Here is a 17,462-nt window from a genome sequence, read left to right on the forward strand (position 1 = left end):
CCGCGATCAAGCTCGCGAATCAATTTATACCCCCCTCCCCCTTCAAAGTCAGCCGCTATAGCGGCAAGGATACCTATGCGCCTGAAGAAAGCTGAGCGCGAGCAAGTGCGCCTGAAGTACGGCGGGCACTGCGCCTACTGCGGTGTGGTGCTGGGTGACCGGTGGCACGCCGACCACCTTGCCCCAGTGGTACGTGAGCTGCTATCCAAGCAGACCGCCGCCGGTACCTGGAAGTTGGTGTCGGGCAAGCCGCTGCGCCCCGAGCACGACGTGCTGGAAAACATGATGCCCGCCTGCGCGCCCTGCAACATCAGCAAGGGTGGCCAGACCCTGGAAGGCTGGCGCAGTTGGATCTCAAGACACGTCGAGTCGCTAAACAACTACACCCCAATCTACCGCCTAGCCAAGGCATATGGCCTGATCGCCGAGACAGGCGCGCCGGTGGTGTTCCACTTCGAAAAGGTGAATTCATGAGCATCATCGACGACGTAATGACCGACAAAATCACCCTGCATGGTCTTGGGTTCGTGCAGGTTCAACTGCAGGGCAATCAGCGCCTGCACGTTTGGCACCCAGACCTGCCGCGCCGGGCCTGCTTCGAGCACTCGTCGATTCACGATCACCGCTTCAACTTCACTTCGCGGGTGATCGTCGGTACCCAGTTCAACCATGAGTTCGAACTCGTTTGCCACGATGCCGGCGAATTCATGCTCTACCTGCATGAGGGAGCACGGACACCTGGCGGCGGCAGACCATGGACACCAGACGGTCGCGCAGATCTAGTGCATGTCGGGACGCTCGGAATACCAGCCGGCAACGACTACAACACCCAGGCATATGCGTACCACCGCACCACACCCGGCGGTGACGGCCGCGTAGCGACGATCATGGCCAAGCGAGGCGAGTACCCGGCGGGCGCTCATTCCACTTGCCGAGTCGGCATTCAGCCAGACACGGACTTCGACCGATTTCAATGGTCACCAGCACAGCTCTGGGAAATTGTGGCGGATGTGTTGCTCGGCCAGAAGGTGGCGGCATGATCCTCGCCCCGCTCTACATGGCCTACCTCATCTACAAGGGGCCGTGGCGATGAACGCACAAAGCACCAAAGAATTTTACTCCGTCGACCAGGCTGCCCAGCATGCCGCCGACTGGTGCAAGCGCAATCCAGCATGGCGCCGGATCTGTGATATCCCGGATACCTCCCTGTTCGAAAAAACCTACGATGAGATTCCAAAACGCGAGCGCGCATACTGGGACAAGAACGGCGGCGAAGAGTGCTGGCGAGAATTCGGCACCGGAGGAACCAAGGTGCCAACTGGCTTCATCTCGGGCAAGGGTGAGTTTTTCGACCATGTGCTCAAGGTGCCGCTCCATCACAACCTGATGACGGTTTATCGCGTTGGCAGGCGCTGGAAGCCATGAGCTTGCCCCCGCTGATCAGTAGCCAGCGATATCTGAATCCCGATGTCATCAACAGAAAGGCGGCCAAATTCAAGGTCTTCGTAGTCAGGACGGTGGACATGGCGATTCGCGGCAAGCACTACCGCGTTCTGCTGGATGGTCACCATAACCTGGCGGCCGCCCGCCTCGTCGGCGCTGAGCCAACCTGGAAGGGGCCGACGCCTAAGTTTGAACGGATCATGAGGAGCATGTCGGCTGACCGTTTCGCCGCTTTCATGATCAACAACCTGACCGACAGCGACTGGTATTTCCACGATACCGGCGAAGTGGTCGCCGACCTGCTCGCGCCACAACTCTAATCCCTCCCCCTACTCAACAGCCTGCCGGTGTACGGCGGGCGAGGTTCTCTGCATGCCTGAAATAAAGTGCGAGTTCGGTCACGTTCAAAGAATCGGCACCGACGCTTGGGTAGCCACGCTGACGCTCGATCAAATGCGTTACGCCCGCGACCAGATGGCCGAAAAAATCAGTGCTGCCGAAGCGCAGCCCAAGCGCACCGTCTGGCGAGTCAGCAACGGAAGCATCTGCGAAGGGAATTACCGTGAGGAGCATTTCGAGCAGGCCGCTGATCACTTGCTTCGAATATACAAAGCCAAGTTCATGGAGGAAGCCCCGGGCTGGTTGGAAAAGCCGTCTGGATACCTGACCTTCGAGCGGCAGTTGCCCAGCCTGACCCCTGAGCTTGTTACTCAGCATGAGTACGACACCGAGTGGTTTCCCACTAAAACCGAATAACCACCTTCTGCCGCCACGCGCGGCATGGAGCATCTCATGAGCAAAGTCACCCTGGACGAATGGGCGGCGGCCGAGTTCAAGACGCCGCCTAGCCCCAACACGCTGCGCAAATGGGCGCGCGAAGGCCGGATCGCGCCAGCGCCGGTAAAGCACGGGCGCAGCTACTATGTAGAATCGAACGCCCACTATCAGGAACCTGACCTGCAGCCGATCCGCATTGTCGGCGGCAGCCTGATCAGCAGAATAGAGAGAGCACGCAATGGCGCCCAGGCCGCGTAACACAGGGTCAAAGGATCTTCCCCCGAATCTCTACCGCAAGACCGACGCCCGCAACGGCGTCACGTACTACACCTATCGCGATCCGGTCAGTGGTCGCGTGTTTGGCTTAGGAAAAGATAAGGAGGCAGCCATTCGTGAGGCTGTCGCCGCGAACCATGCCGACCACGTAAGGCCGGCACTGGTTGATCGTATAGCCATCCCAGTGGTCGCGCCGGGCAAGCCCTTTTCGGAATGGCTGGTGGAATACCGCGAGCTGTTCGCCGAGCGCAAGCTGTCGGCTAGCAGCAACAAAAACGTGGGCATGCGGATAAACCGACTGGAAGCGGTGTTCGGTTCGAAGGGGATCAAGGACATCACAACGATGGATGTGGCCGATTACCTGACTGGCATGGCCAAAGAAGGAAAGGCGCAGATGGCGAGGGCGATGCGCTCGCTGTTGCGAGACGTGTTCGCTGAGGCACAGGCGCGAGGGTGGGCAGACACCAACCCGGTCGAGGTGACCAAGGCGGCGCGGGTGAGCATCAAGCGCGAGCGGCTGACGCTGGAGCTGTGGAAGGAGATTTATGCAGAAGCCACGAAGCCGTGGTTGCGTCGTGCAATGGAACTGGCAGTGCTCACCGGGCAACGCCGTGACGATATCGCCTCCATGTTGTTCAAGGATGTGCACGACGGCTTCCTTCACGTCGTGCAGTCCAAAACCGGCGCACGCCTACGGATCAGTACTGGCATTCGACTTGAGTCAGTCGGGCTTGATCTGGCGCAAGTGGTCAAGCAATGCCGCGACAGCGTTCTGTCACAACACCTGGTGCATCATGCGCAGGCGCCGGGTAGGGCCAAGGCTGGTCAGCCGGTGGTGCTTGACACTCTGAGTTCTGCTTTTGCGGAAGCGCGGGACAAGGCAGGCGCCAAGCTGGGGATAACTTTCGGGCGCCAGCCGCCGTCCTTTCATGAACAGCGATCGCTTGCGGCACGGCTTCACGAACTCGAAGGCCGCGATGCCCAGAAACTACTCGGTCACCGTTCGGCCGCCATGACTGACGTGTATCGCGACAGTCGAGGCGCTGAGTGGATCGACGTGGCATAATCCCCGGCTGAGTTTTTGGGCGATATTGGGGAAGTTTTGGGGAGAATTTTATGCCCAACGAAATCAAGCACTTACAGCTTTACGGCATCAAAGCCTGCGACACCATGAAAAAGGCGCGCACCTGGCTTGATGAGCACGCTGTCAGCTACGACTTTCACGATTACAAAAGCGCCGGCATCGACCGTGAGCACCTGACCCAATGGTGTGACGAGCATGGCTGGCAAACGGTGTTGAACCGCGCAGGCACGACCTTTCGCAAACTCGACGACGAACGCAAAGCCGATCTCGACCAATCGAAAGCCATCGAACTGATGCTCGCTCAACCCTCGATGATCAAGCGCCCGGTGCTCGATCTCGGTGACCGAACCCTGATTGGCTTCAAGCCAGATATCTACGCGGCCGCTCTGAAGTAAGCAGCCCGTCACTCTTTGTAGAGGTGTATTTACATGTCCAATTCCCTGTTCAGCATCGCCTTTGGTGTCGGCACTCAGAACCGTCAAGGCGCGTGGCTGGAAGTGTTCTACGCCCAGCCATTGCTCAATCCTTCGGCCGAACTGGTCGCTGCCGTGGCGCCAATCCTCGGTTACACCGAAGGCAACCAGGCCATCACCTTCACCACCGCTCAGGCGGCGCAACTGGCTGAAGCCGTGAAAGGCATCGACGCCGTGCAAGGCAAGCTGCTGACCCGTCTGGCCGAAAGCCACAAGCCGCTGGTCGCCACTCTGCTGGCCGAAGATGCACAGCTGACCTCGACGCCTGAGGCTTATCTGAAGCTGCACCTGCTGTCGCACCGTCTGGTCAAGCCGCACGGCGTGAGCCTGGCCGGCATCTTCCCGCTGCTGCCGAACGTGGCCTGGACCAGCCAGGGCGCGATCGACCTGAGCGAACTGACCGAAATGCAACTGGAAGCCCGTCTGCGTGGCGAGCTGCTGGAAGTGTTCTCGGTGGACAAGTTCCCGAAAATGACCGACTACGTGGTTCCGGCCGGCGTGCGTATCGCTGACGCGGCACGTCTGCGTCTGGGCGCTTACGTCGGCGAAGGCACCACCGTGATGCACGAAGGTTTCATCAACTTCAACGCCGGCACCGAAGGCCCGGGCATGATCGAAGGCCGTGTCTCGGCTGGCGTGTTCGTCGGCAAGGGTTCCGACCTGGGCGGCGGTTGCTCGACCATGGGCACCCTGTCGGGCGGCGGCAACATCGTCATCAAGATCGGCGAAGGCTGCCTGATCGGCGCCAACGCCGGTATCGGTATTCCGTTGGGCGACCGCAACACGGTTGAGTCGGGCCTGTACGTAACTGCTGGCACCAAGGTTGCGCTGCTCGACGAAAACAACAACCTGGTTAAGGTTGTGAAGGCGCGTGAGCTGGCCGGTCAGGCTGACCTGCTGTTCCGTCGCAATTCGGAAACCGGTGCTGTGGAATGCAAAACCCACAAATCGGCGATCGAACTGAACGAAGCGCTGCACGCTCACAACTAAGCAGCCTCATCCGACTTCTGTAGGAGCAAAGCTTGCTCGCGAAGGCGTCCTTGAGGCCGCCAAAAGCTTCGCGAGCAAGCTCGGCTCCTACAGGGGGCGGTGTACATCCGCCCAAGTTCACAGGGCTGAACAGATGATGATTCCCTCCCCCTGGCGTGCCGATTTCCCGGCCATCGCCGCGCTGCAACGGCAAGACCAGACCTATCTGGACAACGCCGCCACCACGCAAAAACCCCAGGCCCTGCTCGACGCGCTGACGCATTACTACGCCAATGGCGCGGCCAATGTGCATCGCGCGCAACACCTGCCCGGCGCCCATGCCACGCAGGCGTTCGAGGACAGTCGGCTCAAGGTTGCGCAATGGCTGAATGCCGGAGACAGCGGGCAGATCATCTTTACCCACGGCGCCACCAGCGCGCTGAATCTCCTGGCTTACGGCCTGGAACATCTTTTCCACCCGGGCGATGAAATTGTCATCAGCGCCCTGGAGCATCACGCCAACCTGCTGCCGTGGCAGCAACTGGCGCAACGGCGCAATCTGAAACTGGTGATTTTGCCGCTGGATGCCGACGGCTTGATCGACCTCGCTGCGGCTGTGCATTTGATTGGCCCGCGCACGCGATTGCTGGCGGTCAGTCAGTTGTCCAACGTGCTCGGTGCCTGGCAGCCATTGCCGGCGCTGCTGGGCATGGCCAAGGCGCAGAACGCGTTGACCGTGGTCGATGGCGCGCAAGGCGTAGTGCATGGCCGGCATGACGTGCAGGCGCTGGGTTGCGACTTCTACGTGTTTTCCAGCCACAAGCTGTATGGGCCGGATGGTTTGGGCGTTCTGTTCGGACGCAATGCAGCGCTTGAGCAGTTGAAGCCTTGGCAGTTTGGCGGCGAAATGGTGCTGGAAGCCAACTACCACGACGCGCGCTTCCGCCCTGCTCCGCTGGGTTTTGAAGCGGGCACACCGCCGATTGCCAGCGTGATCGGCCTAGGTGGGACGCTGGATTATCTGGCCGGGCTCGATCAGGACGCAGTGTCGGCCCACGAAGCGGCGCTGCATGACTATCTGCTGCGTGGCCTCGCTGCTCGTAATGGCATTCGTTTGTTGGGCAAGCCGCAATTGGCGCTGGCGAGTTTTGTCGTTGAAGGTGTGCATAACGCTGATCTGGCGCACTTGCTGACAGAACAAGGTATTGCCGTGCGCGCCGGACATCATTGCGCGATGCCGCTGCTGAAAAGCTTCGAGCTGGCCGGGGCGATTCGGGTGTCGCTGGCGTTGTACAACGATTCGGAGGATCTGGAACGGTTCTTTGAAGCGCTGGATCAGGCGCTGGAGATGTTGCGATGAGCTTGCCGGTCGAGGCTGCCGAGGCGCTGAAAACGTTTCAAAACGCGGCGGGTTGGGAACAGCGCGCGCGGTTGTTGATGCAGTTTGGTGATCGGTTGCCACCGCTTGGCGATGCGGACAAGTGCGAAGTCAATCGGGTGCATGGCTGTGAGAGTCAGGTGTGGCTGGTTGGGGAATTGCGTGATGGTTATTGGGAGTTCGCGGCGAGCAGCGATGCGCGGATGATTCGTGGGTTGGTGGCGTTGTTGCTGTTGCGAGTGAACGGACTGTCAGCGGCGGAGTTGCAGCAAATTGATCTACCGGACTGGTTCAATCAGCTCGGCCTTTCGCGTCAGCTATCGCCCTCGCGCAGCAATGGCCTCAATGCAGTGCTCCAGCGAATGAATGAGTTGGCGCGCTAACTGATCGTTCCCACGCTCTGCGTGGGAATGCAGCCCGGGACGCTCCGCGTCCCCATCAGCAGCCGAACGCGGAGCGTCCGTTGAGGCATTACCACGCGGAGCGTGGGAACGATCACCCAGTCAGGCGTCAGGTTTGACCCGCTCCGCCGGGCGCCGAACACCCGCCACAATCTTGTCCACAGCCTTGGTCGCCGCGACCATGCCGAACGTCGCCGTGACCATCATCACCGCGCCAAACCCACCCGCGCAGTCCAATTTCACGCCGTCTCCCACAAAACTCTTCTGCAAACAAATGCTGCCATCCGGCTTCGGATAACGCAGTTGCTCGGTAGAAAACACACACGGCACGCTGTAATGCCGGGTCACGGTGCGCGAAAAGCCATAATCACGACGCAACGTCGAACGCACTTTCGAGGCCAACGGGTCATTGAACGTGCGGTTGAGGTCACACACCTGTATCAGCGTCGGATCAATCTGCCCGCCCGCGCCGCCGGTGGTGATGATCTGAATCTTGCGACGCTTGCACCAGGCAATCAGCGCAGCTTTGGCGTTGACCGCGTCGATGCAGTCGATCACGCAATCGATGTCCGGCGTGATGTATTCAGCCATCGTCTCGCGGGTGACGAAGTCAGCCACCGCGTGCACGGTGCAATCCGGGTTGATCCCGCGCAGACGCTCGGCCATCACCTCGACCTTAGGCTTGCCGACGGTGCTGTCCAGCGCGTGCAACTGGCGATTGGCGTTGCTAACGCAGACGTCATCTAAGTCGAACAGCGAAATCTCGCCGACGCCACAACGGGCCATGGCTTCCGCCGCCCAGGAACCGACGCCACCGACGCCGACGATCGCCACGTGGGCCGCGCGCAAACGCGCCAGACCTTCGATGCCATACAAACGGGCGATGCCTGCAAACCGCGGATCTTCTGTACTCATGACCATTACCCCAAAAACCGGCGCGCATTATAGGGCTACACAGCGACAAGTTTTAAGCTTCGAGCTACAAGTGTAAGAACTTAAGTCAAAGTCGGCTGCCCAATGTCGGGCATTTCCCTGTCAGATGTACGACTGGCGGACTGCCGGTGTAGGATGCGCGCCCTTTTGCAATAAGAAAGGCGCAACGCCAACCGACTCCTTCGTTCCACAGCCTTTGGAACCCGAAATAGCTATGTCATCGCGTAAATTTGGACTCAACCTGGTGGTGGTTCTGGCAATCGCTGCCCTGTTCACCGGTTTCTGGGCGCTGATCAATCGCCCGGTTTCCGCGCCGAACTGGCCGGAGCAGATCTCCGGTTTCTCCTATTCGCCGTTCCAGCAGGGACAATATCCGCAGAAGGATCAGTATCCGTCTGACGAAGAAATGCGCCGCGACCTGGAGATCATGAGCAAGCTGACGGACAACATCCGCATCTACTCAGTCGACGGTTCGCTGCAAGACATCCCGAAACTGGCTGAAGAGTTCGGCCTGCGCGTGACGCTGGGGATCTGGATCAGCCCCGATCAGGAACGCAACGAACGGGAAATCCAGCGCGCCATCGAACTGGCCAACACTTCGCGCAGCGTGGTTCGCGTGGTGGTCGGGAACGAAGCGATCTTCCGTAAGGAAATCACTGCGCAAGAGCTGAGCGTGTTGCTCGATCGTGTGCGCGCGGCAGTGAAAGTGCCGGTGACCACCTCCGAGCAATGGCACGTCTGGGAAGAACACCCGGAGCTGGCCAAGCACGTGGATCTGATCGCTGCGCACGTTCTGCCGTACTGGGAATTTATTCCGGTCGACAAGGCTGGGCAGTTCGTTTTCGACCGTGCCCGCGACCTGAAAAAGATGTTCCCGAAAAAACCGCTGCTGCTGTCTGAAATCGGCTGGCCGAGCAACGGTCGCATGCGCGGTGGCGCCGATGCATCGCCGGCGGATCAAGCGATTTACCTGCGTACGCTGGTCAACAAGCTTAACCGCCAAGGCTTCAACTACTTCGTGATCGAAGCGTTTGACCAGCCGTGGAAGGCCAGCGACGAAGGTTCGGTTGGCGCGTACTGGGGCGTGTTCAACGCCGCGCGTCAGCAGAAATTCAACTTCGAAGGCCCGGTCGTGGCGATTCCGCAATGGCGCGTGCTGGCGATCGGCTCGGTGGTGCTGGCGCTGCTGTCGCTGACGTTGCTGATGATCGACGGCTCGGCCCTGCGTCAGCGTGGGCGGATCTTCCTGACCTTTATCGCCTTCCTTTGCGGTTCGGTGCTGGTCTGGATCGGTTACGACTACAGCCTGCAATACAGCACGTGGTTCAGTTTGACGGTCGGCTTCCTCTTGGCACTCGGTGCGCTAGGGGTGTTTATCGTGCTGCTTACCGAGGCGCATGAACTGGCCGAAGCGGTTTGGATTCACAAACGCCGGCGCGAATTCCTGCCGGTGGAGGGCGACTCCAACTACCGCCCGAAAGTCTCGATCCACGTGCCTTGCTACAACGAGCCGCCGGAGATGGTCAAACAGACCCTCGACGCCCTCGCCGCGCTCGATTATCCGGACTACGAAGTCCTGATCATCGACAACAACACCAAGGATCCCGCAGTGTGGGAACCGGTGCGTGACTACTGCGCAACCCTCGGCCCGCGCTTCAAGTTCTTCCACGTCTCGCCTTTGGCCGGTTTCAAGGGCGGCGCGCTGAACTACCTGATTCCGCACACCGCCAAGGACGCCGAAGTCATCGCCGTGATCGACTCCGATTACTGCGTGCACCCGAAATGGCTGAAGCACATGGTGCCGCACTTCGCCGACCCGAAAATCGCCGTGGTGCAGTCGCCGCAGGATTATCGCGACCAGAACGAAAGCACCTTCAAAAAGCTTTGCTACGCGGAATACAAAGGCTTCTTCCACATCGGCATGGTCACCCGTAACGACCGTGACGCGATCATTCAGCACGGCACCATGACCATGACCCGTCGGTCGGTTCTGGAAGAATTGGGTTGGGCTGACTGGTGCATCTGTGAAGACGCCGAACTCGGTCTGCGCGTGTTCGAAAAAGGCCTGTCGGCGGCGTATTACCACGACAGCTACGGCAAGGGTCTGATGCCGGATACGTTTATCGACTTCAAAAAACAGCGCTTCCGCTGGGCTTACGGTGCGATTCAGATCATCAAGCGCCACACCCGCAGCCTGCTGCGCGGCAAAGACACCGAACTGACACGTGGCCAGCGTTACCACTTCCTCGCGGGCTGGTTGCCGTGGGTCGCGGACGGGATGAACATCTTCTTCACCGTCGGCGCGTTGTTGTGGTCGGCGGCGATGATCATCGTGCCGCAGCGGGTCGATCCGCCGCTGCTGATCTTCGCAATCCCGCCGTTGGCGCTGTTCGTGTTCAAGGTCGGCAAGATCATCTTCCTCTACCGTCGCGCCGTCGGCGTGAACCTGAAAGATGCATTCTGCGCGGCACTGGCCGGGCTGGCGTTGTCGCACACCATCGCCAAAGCGGTGCTGTACGGCTTCTTCACCACCAGCATTCCGTTCTTCCGCACGCCGAAAAACGCCGACAACCATGGTTTCTGGGTGGCGATTTCCGAAGCGCGGGAAGAGCTGTTCATCATGCTGCTGTTGTGGGGCGCGGCGCTGGGGATCTACCTGGTCAACGGCATCCCGAGCAACGACATGCGTTTCTGGGTGGTGATGCTGCTGGTGCAATCGCTGCCGTATCTGGCGGCGCTGATCATGGCGTTCCTGTCGTCGCTGCCGAAACCTGCGGCCAAGCCTGAGCCGGCAACAGCATAATCGGTAACGGATAACGTCAAACGGCGGCCTTCGGGCCGCCGTTTTGCTTTAGAATGACCGCCTTTTTCAATGCCAACAAACTCGGTAGGAGCTGCCGAAGGCTGCGATCTTTTGATCTTGCTGTTGATTTTAAAAAACAAAATCAAAAGATCGCAGCCTGCGGCAGCTCCTACAGGTTTACCGTGCGCACCCGGAGTTATTACATGACGGCCCACGCCGACCTTTCGCCGACCCTCCAACTCGCCATCGACCTGATCCGCCGTCCGTCCGTGACGCCGGTCGACGCCGATTGCCAGAAGCAGATGATGCAGCGCCTGGGCGATGCCGGTTTCAGCCTCGAGCCGATGCGCATCGAAGATGTGGATAACTTCTGGGCCACCCACGGCACCAACGACGGCCCGGTGCTGTGCTTCGCCGGCCACACCGACGTGGTGCCGACCGGCCCGGTTACCGCGTGGCAGATCGACCCGTTCAATGCGCTGATCGATGAACACGGCATGCTTTGCGGCCGTGGCGCGGCGGACATGAAAGGCAGCCTGGCGTCGATGACCGTGGCCGCCGAGCGCTTCGTCGCCGACTACCCGAATCACAAGGGTAAAGTCGCGTTTCTGATCACCAGCGATGAAGAAGGCCCGGCGCACCACGGCACCAAGGCTGTGGTCGAGCGTTTGGCCGCGCGTAACGAGCGTCTGGACTGGTGCATCGTCGGCGAACCGTCGAGCACCACGCTGGTGGGCGACGTGGTGAAAAACGGCCGTCGTGGCTCGCTGGGCGCCAAGCTCACCGTCAAGGGCATCCAGGGTCACGTCGCCTATCCGCATCTTGCGAAAAACCCGATCCACCTCGCCGCTCCGGCACTGGCCGAACTGGCCGCCGAGCATTGGGATCACGGCAACGATTTCTTCCCGCCGACCAGCTTCCAGATTTCCAACGTCAACTCCGGCACCGGCGCGACCAACGTGATTCCGGGCGATCTGGTGGCGGTATTCAACTTCCGTTTCTCCACCGAATCGACCGTCGAAGGCCTGCAGAAACGCGTTGCCGATATTCTCGACAAACACGATCTGGACTGGAACATCGACTGGGCGCTGTCCGGTCTGCCGTTCCTCACCGAACCGGGCGCACTGCTCGACGCGGTGTCGGCGAGCATCAAGGACATCACTGGTCGCGAGACCAAAGCGTCGACCAGCGGCGGTACGTCCGATGGCCGTTTCATCGCGACCATGGGCACACAGGTTGTTGAACTGGGCCCGGTCAACGCGACCATCCACCAGGTCAACGAACGCGTGCTGGCGGCGGATCTCGACGTACTGACCGAGATCTACTACCAAACCATGATCAAGTTGCTCGCCTGATGCTTGCTTGCCCGATCTGCAGTGAGCCGCTGAATGCGGTGGATAACGGCGTGGTCTGCCCCGCCGGCCACCGCTTCGACCGTGCGCGCCAGGGTTACCTGAACCTGCTGCCGGTGCAGCACAAGAACAGCCGCGACCCTGGCGACAACCAGGCCATGGTCGAGGCGCGCCGCGACTTTTTGAACGCCGGCCATTATGCGCCGGTGGCCAAGCGTCTGGCCGAGCTGGCGGCGAGTTATGCGCCGGGGCGCTGGGTCGACATCGGTTGTGGCGAGGGTTATTACACCGCGCAAATCGCTGAAGCCTTGCCGAACGCCGATGGCTACGCGCTGGATATCTCCCGTGAAGCGGTCAAACGCGCGTGCAAACGCAACCCGGCGATTAGCTGGTTGATCGCCAGCATGGCTCGCGTGCCGTTGGCGTCGGGCAGTTGCCAGTTTCTCGCCAGTGTTTTCAGTCCATTGGATTGGGAAGAAGCCAAGCGATTGCTCAGCGTCGGCGGCGGTCTGATGAAAGTCGGCCCGACCAGCGGCCATCTGATGGAACTGCGCGAACGCCTGTACGACGAAGTGCGCGAGTACACCGACGACAAGCATCTGGCCCTGGTGCCGGAAGGCATGGCGCTGGCGCACAGTGAAACCCTGGAATTCAAGCTGACCCTGGACAAGCCCGAGGATCGCGCCAACCTGTTGGCGATGACACCCCACGGCTGGCGCGCCAGTGCCGAGCGTCGCGCGGCGGTGATCGAACAGGCCGAGCCGTTCGAGACCACGGTGTCGATGCGCTACGATTATTTCGTTCTTCAATAACTTTTGGTTTCGGGCAAGTGCCCGGGGCCGGCTAAATCCGCGAATGGATTTTTCAGACCGCAGTGAGGACATCCATGCGCCAACCGGACATCGAGATTTACCTGAAAGACGCCGACGTCGACCATAAGGCCATTTCCGCCTGGCTGGGCGAAGCGTTGGGCCCGTGCACCGACTGGGTTCAGAAAGGCCAGACCTGGAAGTGCAAGGCCGGCAGCGTGCCGGTGACTTGGCTACCGAAAGCCGTGGGCAAGTGGAACAGCCTGTACCTGGAAAGCGACCAGACGCCGTGGGACGACGACATCGCCTGCGCGCGTGCCGCGTTTGCCGCGCTGGACGTCGAAGTGCGTTGTGCACCGGGCACATGGGTCGAGGAAGAAGGTGAAGAGACGGCTGATCGCTGGATGCGCATCAGCGCAGACGGTGAAGAAGAGATCACCTGGAAAACCGCTTAACAGCAGCTGCAAGTTATGAGCTGCAAGCTGCAAGCCTCAAGCGAAACTGCTTATAGCTTGTGGCTTGCAGCTTGAAACTTGAAGCTGCTGTTACAGGCCTACAACGTCTTCCGCCTGCAAACCCTTCTCGCCAGTAATCACCGCGTACTCAACCTGCTGACCTTCAGCCAGCGACCGGTGCCCTTCGCCGCGAATCGCGCGGTAGTGCACGAATACGTCCACCCCGTCTTCGCGCTGAATAAAGCCGTAGCCTTTGGCGTCGTTGAACCACTTCACGTTGCCGGTTTCACGTGTTGCCATCTGTTCATACTCCTTTTTTATTATTGAACAGGCTTTTCGCAGGAAAGCCTTTGAGGAACGTCAGCCTGCATCCGACGTCCATAAAAGGGCCCCGGCGACAGACCGCCGAGTATATGACAGGTGCGAAAAGTCTCAACAGGAGATTACTTCGCCGCTTTTTTGCCGATTTTCGTCCAATACGGCACACTATCGACCGCCCGAGCAAACGCTCGGTTTTATTCACTCACGCAGAAGCCGTATGACCCGTTCCCCGTTCCGCCGTCTTGTGTTTGGCACCCTGCGCCGACTGTTGTACCTCTGGGTTCGCTCGGAGACGATCAATCAGTCGTCGTTCACCCTCAACCTCGACCGCAGTCGTCCGGTGTTCTACGTCCTGCAAAACCCTTCGCTGACCGATCTGGCCGTGCTCGACACCGAGTGCACCAAGGCCGGCCTGCCGCGTCCGGTGCTGCCGGTGTCGGTGGGTTCGCTGATTGAACCGGCGGCGTTTTTCTACCTGACGCCGGATCCGGACTGGCTCGGTCGTCAGGACAAACGCGGCGCGCCGCCGACCCTGACCCGACTGGTCAGCGCGCTGACGCAGAACGCTGCCGAAGACGCGCAGATCATTCCGGTGAGCGTGTTCTGGGGCCAGTCGCCGGACAGCGAAAACAGTCCGTGGAAACTGTTGTTCGCCGACAGCTGGGCCGTTACCGGACGCCTGCGTCGTCTGCTGAGCATCATCGTCCTCGGCCGCAAAACCCGCGTGCAATTCTCCGCACCGATTCACCTGCGCGAGCTGATCGATCACAACAAGGGCCATGAACGCACCGTGCGCATGGCCCAGCGTATCCTGCGCGTGCATTTCCGCAATCTGAAAGCAGCGGTGATCGGCCCGGACATTTCCCACCGTCGCAACCTGGTCAAAGGCCTGCTCAATCAGCCGCTGGTCAAGCAAGCGATCCTCGACGAAGCCGAGCGCGAAAACATCTCCCCGGAAAAAGCCAAGGCTCAGGCCTTGCGCTACGGCAACGAGATCGCCTCGGACTACACCTACACCGCGATCCGTTTCCTCGAAGTGGTGCTGAGCTGGTTCTGGAACAAGATTTACGACGGCATCAAGGTCAACCACATCGAAGGCGTGCAGAAGGTCGCGCAGGGTCATGAAGTGATCTACGTGCCGTGCCATCGCAGCCACATCGACTATCTGCTGCTCTCGTACTTACTGTTCCGCAACGGCCTGACCCCGCCGCACATCGCTGCCGGGATCAACCTCAACATGCCGGTGATCGGCAGCCTGCTGCGGCGTGGCGGCGCGTTCTTCATGCGCCGCACGTTCAAGGGCAATCCGCTGTACACCTCGGTGTTCAACGAATACCTGCACACGCTGTTCACCAAAGGTTTCCCGGTCGAGTACTTCGTCGAGGGCGGCCGCTCGCGCACCGGACGCATGCTGCAACCGAAAACTGGCATGCTCGCCATTACGATGCGCAGCTTCCTGCGTTCGTCGCGCATGCCGATCGTGTTTGTGCCGGTGTACATCGGTTACGAGCGCGTGCTGGAGGGGCGTACCTACCTCGGCGAATTGCGCGGCGCGAGCAAGAAGAAAGAATCGATCTTCGATATTTTCAAAGTTATCGGCGCGCTGAAGCAGCGCTTCGGTCAGGTCGCCGTCAACTTCGGTGAGCCGATCAAACTCGCCGAATTCCTCGACGCCGAGCAACCGGACTGGCGCCAGCAAGAACTCGGCCCACAGTTCAAACCGGCGTGGCTCAACGAGACCACCAATCGTCTCGGCGAGAAAGTCGCGCAGCATCTGAACGAAGCGGCGGCGATCAACCCGGTCAACCTGGTGGCGCTGGCGCTGCTGTCGACCACGCGCCTGGCGCTGGATGATCGCGCCATGGCGCGGGTGCTGGATCTGTATCTGGCGCTGCTGCGCAAAGTCCCGTACTCGCCACACACCACGCTGCCGGAAGGTGATGGCCGTGCCTTGATCGAGCACGTGAAGGACATGGATCTGCTGTCCGAGCAGAACGATGCGCTGGGTAAGATTCTCTATCTCGACGAGCAGAACGCCGTCCTGATGACCTACTACCGCAACAACGTGTTGCACATCTTCGCCCTGCCGGCGCTGCTGGCGAGCTTCTTCCAGAGCGCCTCGCGCATGAGCCGCGAACAGATCCTGCGCTACACCCGCGCGCTGTATCCGTACTTGCAGTCGGAACTGTTCATTCGCTGGTCGCTGGACGAACTGGATGCCGTGGTCGATCAGTGGCTGGAAGCGTTCGTCGAGCAAGGTCTGCTGCGTTTCGAGAAAGACGTCTACCTGCGTCCGGCGCCAAGTTCGCGGCATTTTGTGTTGCTGACGTTGCTGTCGAAAAGCATCGCGCAGACCTTGCAGCGTTTCTACATGACCGTGTCCTTGCTGCTCAACAGTGGCCAGAACAGCATCAGCGCCGAAGAACTGGAAGATCTCTGCACCGTCATGGCCCAGCGCCTGTCGATCCTCCACGGCCTCAACGCCCCGGAGTTTTTCGACAAGAGCCTGTTCCGTCATTTCATCCAGACCCTGCTCGACCTCGACGTGCTGCGTCGCGACGAGGCCGGCAAGCTCAGCTACCACGAACTGCTCGGCGAATTGGCGGAAGGTGCGGCCAAACGCGTACTGCCAGCGGACATTCGTTTGTCGATCCGCCAGGTTGCGCTGCATCGCAGTGAAGATGCGGCTGAAAGCGCGGTAACCGCCGAAGGCTGAAACTTGCCGATAACTAACGGAGAGCCCGCCGGGTTCTCCCGTTAGTTGATTCGTGGATAAATAGGCTCACTTTAAAAATCGCGATAAGGATATCGAGATGAGCCTGCTGCACGAACCAACTCCCATCGTCACCGTCGACTTTCGTTTGCCCCCAAACTTCCGCGCTCCTGAGGGCGGTGAGAATGAAACGGTGGTCAGCGTCAAAGTGGTTAACTCCACTTCTCCGATCAACATTAAAGACTGGCGGCACTCGTCAGTCTTTGATGTCGACTGGAAGTTCTCATTTCCGCATCAGTACAGCGATGTCGGCGTGAAGTATCAGATCAACGTTCAGATGTTCCATGAGCAACAGCCTTTGCTCGTGGCGCTGGACTACTTCGTTGTCGTTAACAAAGCTCCGCACCGGCAGACGCTGCACTTGAGCCCGATCGGCTTTCTGTATGTAGAAGTTCAGGAGCCCAGTGTCGTTGCTGAACATGAAGCCGTGACGATCAGTCTGCACGATGCTGATGACCCGAATACCCAACTTACCCGCGTCACTCAAGATGAACAAACCGCCGCTTCGTTTTATCTGCAATACGATCCAGACAGGGTCATACCCGGCAAGCGCTATGCGTTAAGCGGTGTGGAAAACCGCTATCACCAATCCATTGCAGTCACGCCGTGGCATGTCGAACTTGCGCCGGTTTCGCCTACGTTGAGTTTGCGGCTATCGCAGTGGATCTCGCAGTGGCTGGAGAAACCATTACGTTTGTTCACTGACGTTGATGGCAAAATCCGCTAGATTTCTCTTCGGCGCCGGGATTCTTCCGGCGCAAAAGTATTAGAGGTTCCGATGAAAAAACTCACCCTTCTCGCCGCCGCCACGCTGTTGAGCGCCTGCCAATCGACCACCCCCGCCGGCAAGGCCAGCCTCGATGGCGAAGTGTTCTACCTGCAACGCATCGCCCTGCCACCGAGCGCGACCCTGAGCGTGAGCCTGCAAGACGTTTCCCTCGCCGACGCCCCGGCGGTCGTGCTCGACGAGCAGAAAGGCCCAATCAAAGGCCAGGTGCCGCTGCCCTTCCACTTGAGCTACGATCCGGCGCAGGTCAAACCCGGCCACCGTTATTCGGTCAGCGCGCGTATCGAAGTCAACGGCGAGCTGATGTTCATCACCACCGAAAACCACGCCGTGCAACTCGACGGCAACGACCCGCAGCCGCTGAAAATCCGCGTCGACGCGATTCGTTAATTCATTCTCCGCCACCCATTTCCGCAACAAGGAAGCCG

20 protein-coding genes are annotated in these 17,462 nt (G+C 59.9%); 18 read left to right on the plus strand and 2 right to left on the minus strand.

The features are described from left to right. The first annotated feature begins 75 nt into the window (after positions 1-75). The 11 genes from ACP3TY_RS19890 (at position 76) to ACP3TY_RS19940 (ending at position 6,783) form a co-directional block, all read left to right on the plus strand. On the plus strand, positions 76-474 hold the full coding sequence (locus tag ACP3TY_RS19890) for an HNH endonuclease (protein ID WP_426618312.1): 399 nt from the start codon (positions 76-78) through the stop codon (positions 472-474). Next, on the plus strand, positions 471-1,040 hold the full coding sequence (locus ACP3TY_RS19895; protein ID WP_426618313.1) for a hypothetical protein: 570 nt from the start codon (positions 471-473) through the stop codon (positions 1,038-1,040). The genes ACP3TY_RS19890 and ACP3TY_RS19895 overlap by 4 nt, the downstream gene beginning before the upstream one ends. A 49-nt stretch (positions 1,041-1,089) precedes the next feature. Next, positions 1,090-1,425 (plus strand): hypothetical protein, encoded by a 336-nt coding sequence (locus tag ACP3TY_RS19900; RefSeq protein ID WP_426618314.1) that lies wholly within the window; start codon positions 1,090-1,092, stop codon positions 1,423-1,425. After that, the gene (locus tag ACP3TY_RS19905; protein WP_426618315.1) at positions 1,422-1,763 is read left to right on the plus strand and encodes a hypothetical protein; all 342 of its coding nucleotides are present in this window, start codon (positions 1,422-1,424) and stop codon (positions 1,761-1,763) included. The genes ACP3TY_RS19900 and ACP3TY_RS19905 overlap by 4 nt, the downstream gene beginning before the upstream one ends. 52 nt (positions 1,764-1,815) lie before the next feature. Continuing rightward, the gene (locus ACP3TY_RS19910; RefSeq protein ID WP_426618316.1) at positions 1,816-2,199 is read left to right on the plus strand and encodes a hypothetical protein; all 384 of its coding nucleotides are present in this window, start codon (positions 1,816-1,818) and stop codon (positions 2,197-2,199) included. A 36-nt stretch (positions 2,200-2,235) separates the two neighbouring features. After that, positions 2,236-2,478, plus strand: a complete 243-nt coding sequence (locus tag ACP3TY_RS19915; protein ID WP_121183916.1) for an excisionase — start codon at positions 2,236-2,238, stop codon at positions 2,476-2,478. After that, a complete protein-coding gene (locus ACP3TY_RS19920) occupies positions 2,459-3,562 on the plus strand; it encodes a phage integrase Arm DNA-binding domain-containing protein (RefSeq protein ID WP_426618317.1) in 1,104 nt (367 codons plus the stop codon). The genes ACP3TY_RS19915 and ACP3TY_RS19920 overlap by 20 nt, the downstream gene beginning before the upstream one ends. Before the next feature lie 50 nt (positions 3,563-3,612). After that, complete coding sequence (locus tag ACP3TY_RS19925) at positions 3,613-3,975, plus strand: ArsC family reductase (RefSeq protein WP_426618318.1); 363 nt, start codon at positions 3,613-3,615, stop codon at positions 3,973-3,975. A gap of 33 nt (positions 3,976-4,008) precedes the next feature. After that, entirely contained in the window at positions 4,009-5,043 is a 1,035-nt protein-coding gene (gene dapD / locus ACP3TY_RS19930) for a 2,3,4,5-tetrahydropyridine-2,6-dicarboxylate N-succinyltransferase (RefSeq protein WP_426618319.1), read from the plus strand. Between the two features lie 133 nt (positions 5,044-5,176). Then, the gene (locus tag ACP3TY_RS19935; RefSeq protein WP_426618320.1) at positions 5,177-6,382 is read left to right on the plus strand and encodes an aminotransferase class V-fold PLP-dependent enzyme; all 1,206 of its coding nucleotides are present in this window, start codon (positions 5,177-5,179) and stop codon (positions 6,380-6,382) included. Continuing rightward, the gene (locus tag ACP3TY_RS19940; protein WP_426618321.1) at positions 6,379-6,783 is read left to right on the plus strand and encodes a SufE family protein; all 405 of its coding nucleotides are present in this window, start codon (positions 6,379-6,381) and stop codon (positions 6,781-6,783) included. The genes ACP3TY_RS19935 and ACP3TY_RS19940 overlap by 4 nt, the downstream gene beginning before the upstream one ends. Positions 6,784-6,903: 120 nt before the next feature. On the opposite strand, the gene tcdA is transcribed toward ACP3TY_RS19940, so the two are convergent. Then, positions 6,904-7,722, minus strand: a complete 819-nt coding sequence (gene tcdA / locus ACP3TY_RS19945) for a tRNA cyclic N6-threonylcarbamoyladenosine(37) synthase TcdA (RefSeq protein WP_426618322.1) — start codon at positions 7,720-7,722, stop codon at positions 6,904-6,906. A 226-nt stretch (positions 7,723-7,948) separates the two neighbouring features. Between tcdA and ACP3TY_RS19950 the strand changes: the two genes are divergently transcribed. From ACP3TY_RS19950 to ACP3TY_RS19965, 4 genes are all read left to right on the plus strand, one after another. Continuing rightward, positions 7,949-10,537, plus strand: a complete 2,589-nt coding sequence (locus ACP3TY_RS19950; RefSeq protein WP_426618323.1) for a glycosyltransferase — start codon at positions 7,949-7,951, stop codon at positions 10,535-10,537. A gap of 203 nt (positions 10,538-10,740) precedes the next feature. Beyond that, on the plus strand, positions 10,741-11,892 hold the full coding sequence (dapE, locus tag ACP3TY_RS19955) for a succinyl-diaminopimelate desuccinylase (protein ID WP_426618324.1): 1,152 nt from the start codon (positions 10,741-10,743) through the stop codon (positions 11,890-11,892). After that, a complete protein-coding gene (locus ACP3TY_RS19960; RefSeq protein ID WP_158830720.1) occupies positions 11,892-12,701 on the plus strand; it encodes a putative RNA methyltransferase in 810 nt (269 codons plus the stop codon). Before dapE ends, ACP3TY_RS19960 begins: the two co-directional genes overlap by 1 nt. A 74-nt stretch (positions 12,702-12,775) precedes the next feature. Further along, positions 12,776-13,153: a hypothetical protein gene (locus ACP3TY_RS19965; RefSeq protein ID WP_426618325.1), complete on the plus strand. Its 378-nt coding sequence runs from the start codon at positions 12,776-12,778 to the stop codon at positions 13,151-13,153. A gap of 90 nt (positions 13,154-13,243) precedes the next feature. On the opposite strand, the gene ACP3TY_RS19970 is transcribed toward ACP3TY_RS19965, so the two are convergent. Then, entirely contained in the window at positions 13,244-13,453 is a 210-nt protein-coding gene (locus ACP3TY_RS19970) for a cold-shock protein (protein ID WP_053117589.1), read from the minus strand. A 238-nt stretch (positions 13,454-13,691) separates the two neighbouring features. Here ACP3TY_RS19970 and plsB point away from each other — a divergent pair, with 238 nt between their 5' ends. From plsB to ACP3TY_RS19985, 3 genes are all read left to right on the plus strand, one after another. Then, positions 13,692-16,190, plus strand: coding sequence for a glycerol-3-phosphate 1-O-acyltransferase PlsB (gene plsB / locus ACP3TY_RS19975; protein WP_053117588.1), 2,499 nt, complete (start codon positions 13,692-13,694; stop codon positions 16,188-16,190). A gap of 97 nt (positions 16,191-16,287) precedes the next feature. Beyond that, positions 16,288-16,974: a hypothetical protein gene (locus ACP3TY_RS19980; RefSeq protein WP_426618326.1), complete on the plus strand. Its 687-nt coding sequence runs from the start codon at positions 16,288-16,290 to the stop codon at positions 16,972-16,974. A 51-nt stretch (positions 16,975-17,025) separates the two neighbouring features. Beyond that, entirely contained in the window at positions 17,026-17,424 is a 399-nt protein-coding gene (locus ACP3TY_RS19985; protein ID WP_053117584.1) for a YbaY family lipoprotein, read from the plus strand. The last annotated feature ends 38 nt before the right edge of the window (positions 17,425-17,462 follow it).

The organism is Pseudomonas rustica (assembly GCF_049959085.1).
GTDB classification, from domain to species: domain Bacteria; phylum Pseudomonadota; class Gammaproteobacteria; order Pseudomonadales; family Pseudomonadaceae; genus Aquipseudomonas; species Aquipseudomonas rustica.

Bases quoted from the DNA above. Each gene is read 5' to 3' on its own strand.
- ACP3TY_RS19910 (WP_426618316.1), top strand. From the start codon at position 1,816: ATGCCTGAAATAAAGTGCGAGTTCGGTCACGTTCAAAGAATCGGCACC.
- ACP3TY_RS19920 (WP_426618317.1), top strand. From the start codon at position 2,459: ATGGCGCCCAGGCCGCGTAACACAGGGTCAAAGGATCTTCCCCCGAAT.
- tcdA (WP_426618322.1), bottom strand. From the start codon at position 7,722: ATGGTCATGAGTACAGAAGATCCGCGGTTTGCAGGCATCGCCCGTTTG.
- ACP3TY_RS19960 (WP_158830720.1), top strand. From the start codon at position 11,892: ATGCTTGCTTGCCCGATCTGCAGTGAGCCGCTGAATGCGGTGGATAAC.
- ACP3TY_RS19900 (WP_426618314.1), top strand. From the start codon at position 1,090: ATGAACGCACAAAGCACCAAAGAATTTTACTCCGTCGACCAGGCTGCC.
- ACP3TY_RS19895 (WP_426618313.1), top strand. From the start codon at position 471: ATGAGCATCATCGACGACGTAATGACCGACAAAATCACCCTGCATGGT.
- ACP3TY_RS19925 (WP_426618318.1), top strand. From the start codon at position 3,613: ATGCCCAACGAAATCAAGCACTTACAGCTTTACGGCATCAAAGCCTGC.
- ACP3TY_RS19970 (WP_053117589.1), bottom strand. From the start codon at position 13,453: ATGGCAACACGTGAAACCGGCAACGTGAAGTGGTTCAACGACGCCAAA.
- ACP3TY_RS19985 (WP_053117584.1), top strand. From the start codon at position 17,026: ATGAAAAAACTCACCCTTCTCGCCGCCGCCACGCTGTTGAGCGCCTGC.
- ACP3TY_RS19950 (WP_426618323.1), top strand. From the start codon at position 7,949: ATGTCATCGCGTAAATTTGGACTCAACCTGGTGGTGGTTCTGGCAATC.
- dapE (WP_426618324.1), top strand. From the start codon at position 10,741: ATGACGGCCCACGCCGACCTTTCGCCGACCCTCCAACTCGCCATCGAC.
- dapD (WP_426618319.1), top strand. From the start codon at position 4,009: ATGTCCAATTCCCTGTTCAGCATCGCCTTTGGTGTCGGCACTCAGAAC.
- ACP3TY_RS19890 (WP_426618312.1), top strand. From the start codon at position 76: ATGCGCCTGAAGAAAGCTGAGCGCGAGCAAGTGCGCCTGAAGTACGGC.
- ACP3TY_RS19915 (WP_121183916.1), top strand. From the start codon at position 2,236: ATGAGCAAAGTCACCCTGGACGAATGGGCGGCGGCCGAGTTCAAGACG.
- ACP3TY_RS19965 (WP_426618325.1), top strand. From the start codon at position 12,776: ATGCGCCAACCGGACATCGAGATTTACCTGAAAGACGCCGACGTCGAC.
- ACP3TY_RS19980 (WP_426618326.1), top strand. From the start codon at position 16,288: ATGAGCCTGCTGCACGAACCAACTCCCATCGTCACCGTCGACTTTCGT.
- ACP3TY_RS19905 (WP_426618315.1), top strand. From the start codon at position 1,422: ATGAGCTTGCCCCCGCTGATCAGTAGCCAGCGATATCTGAATCCCGAT.
- ACP3TY_RS19940 (WP_426618321.1), top strand. From the start codon at position 6,379: ATGAGCTTGCCGGTCGAGGCTGCCGAGGCGCTGAAAACGTTTCAAAAC.
- ACP3TY_RS19935 (WP_426618320.1), top strand. From the start codon at position 5,177: ATGATGATTCCCTCCCCCTGGCGTGCCGATTTCCCGGCCATCGCCGCG.
- plsB (WP_053117588.1), top strand. From the start codon at position 13,692: ATGACCCGTTCCCCGTTCCGCCGTCTTGTGTTTGGCACCCTGCGCCGA.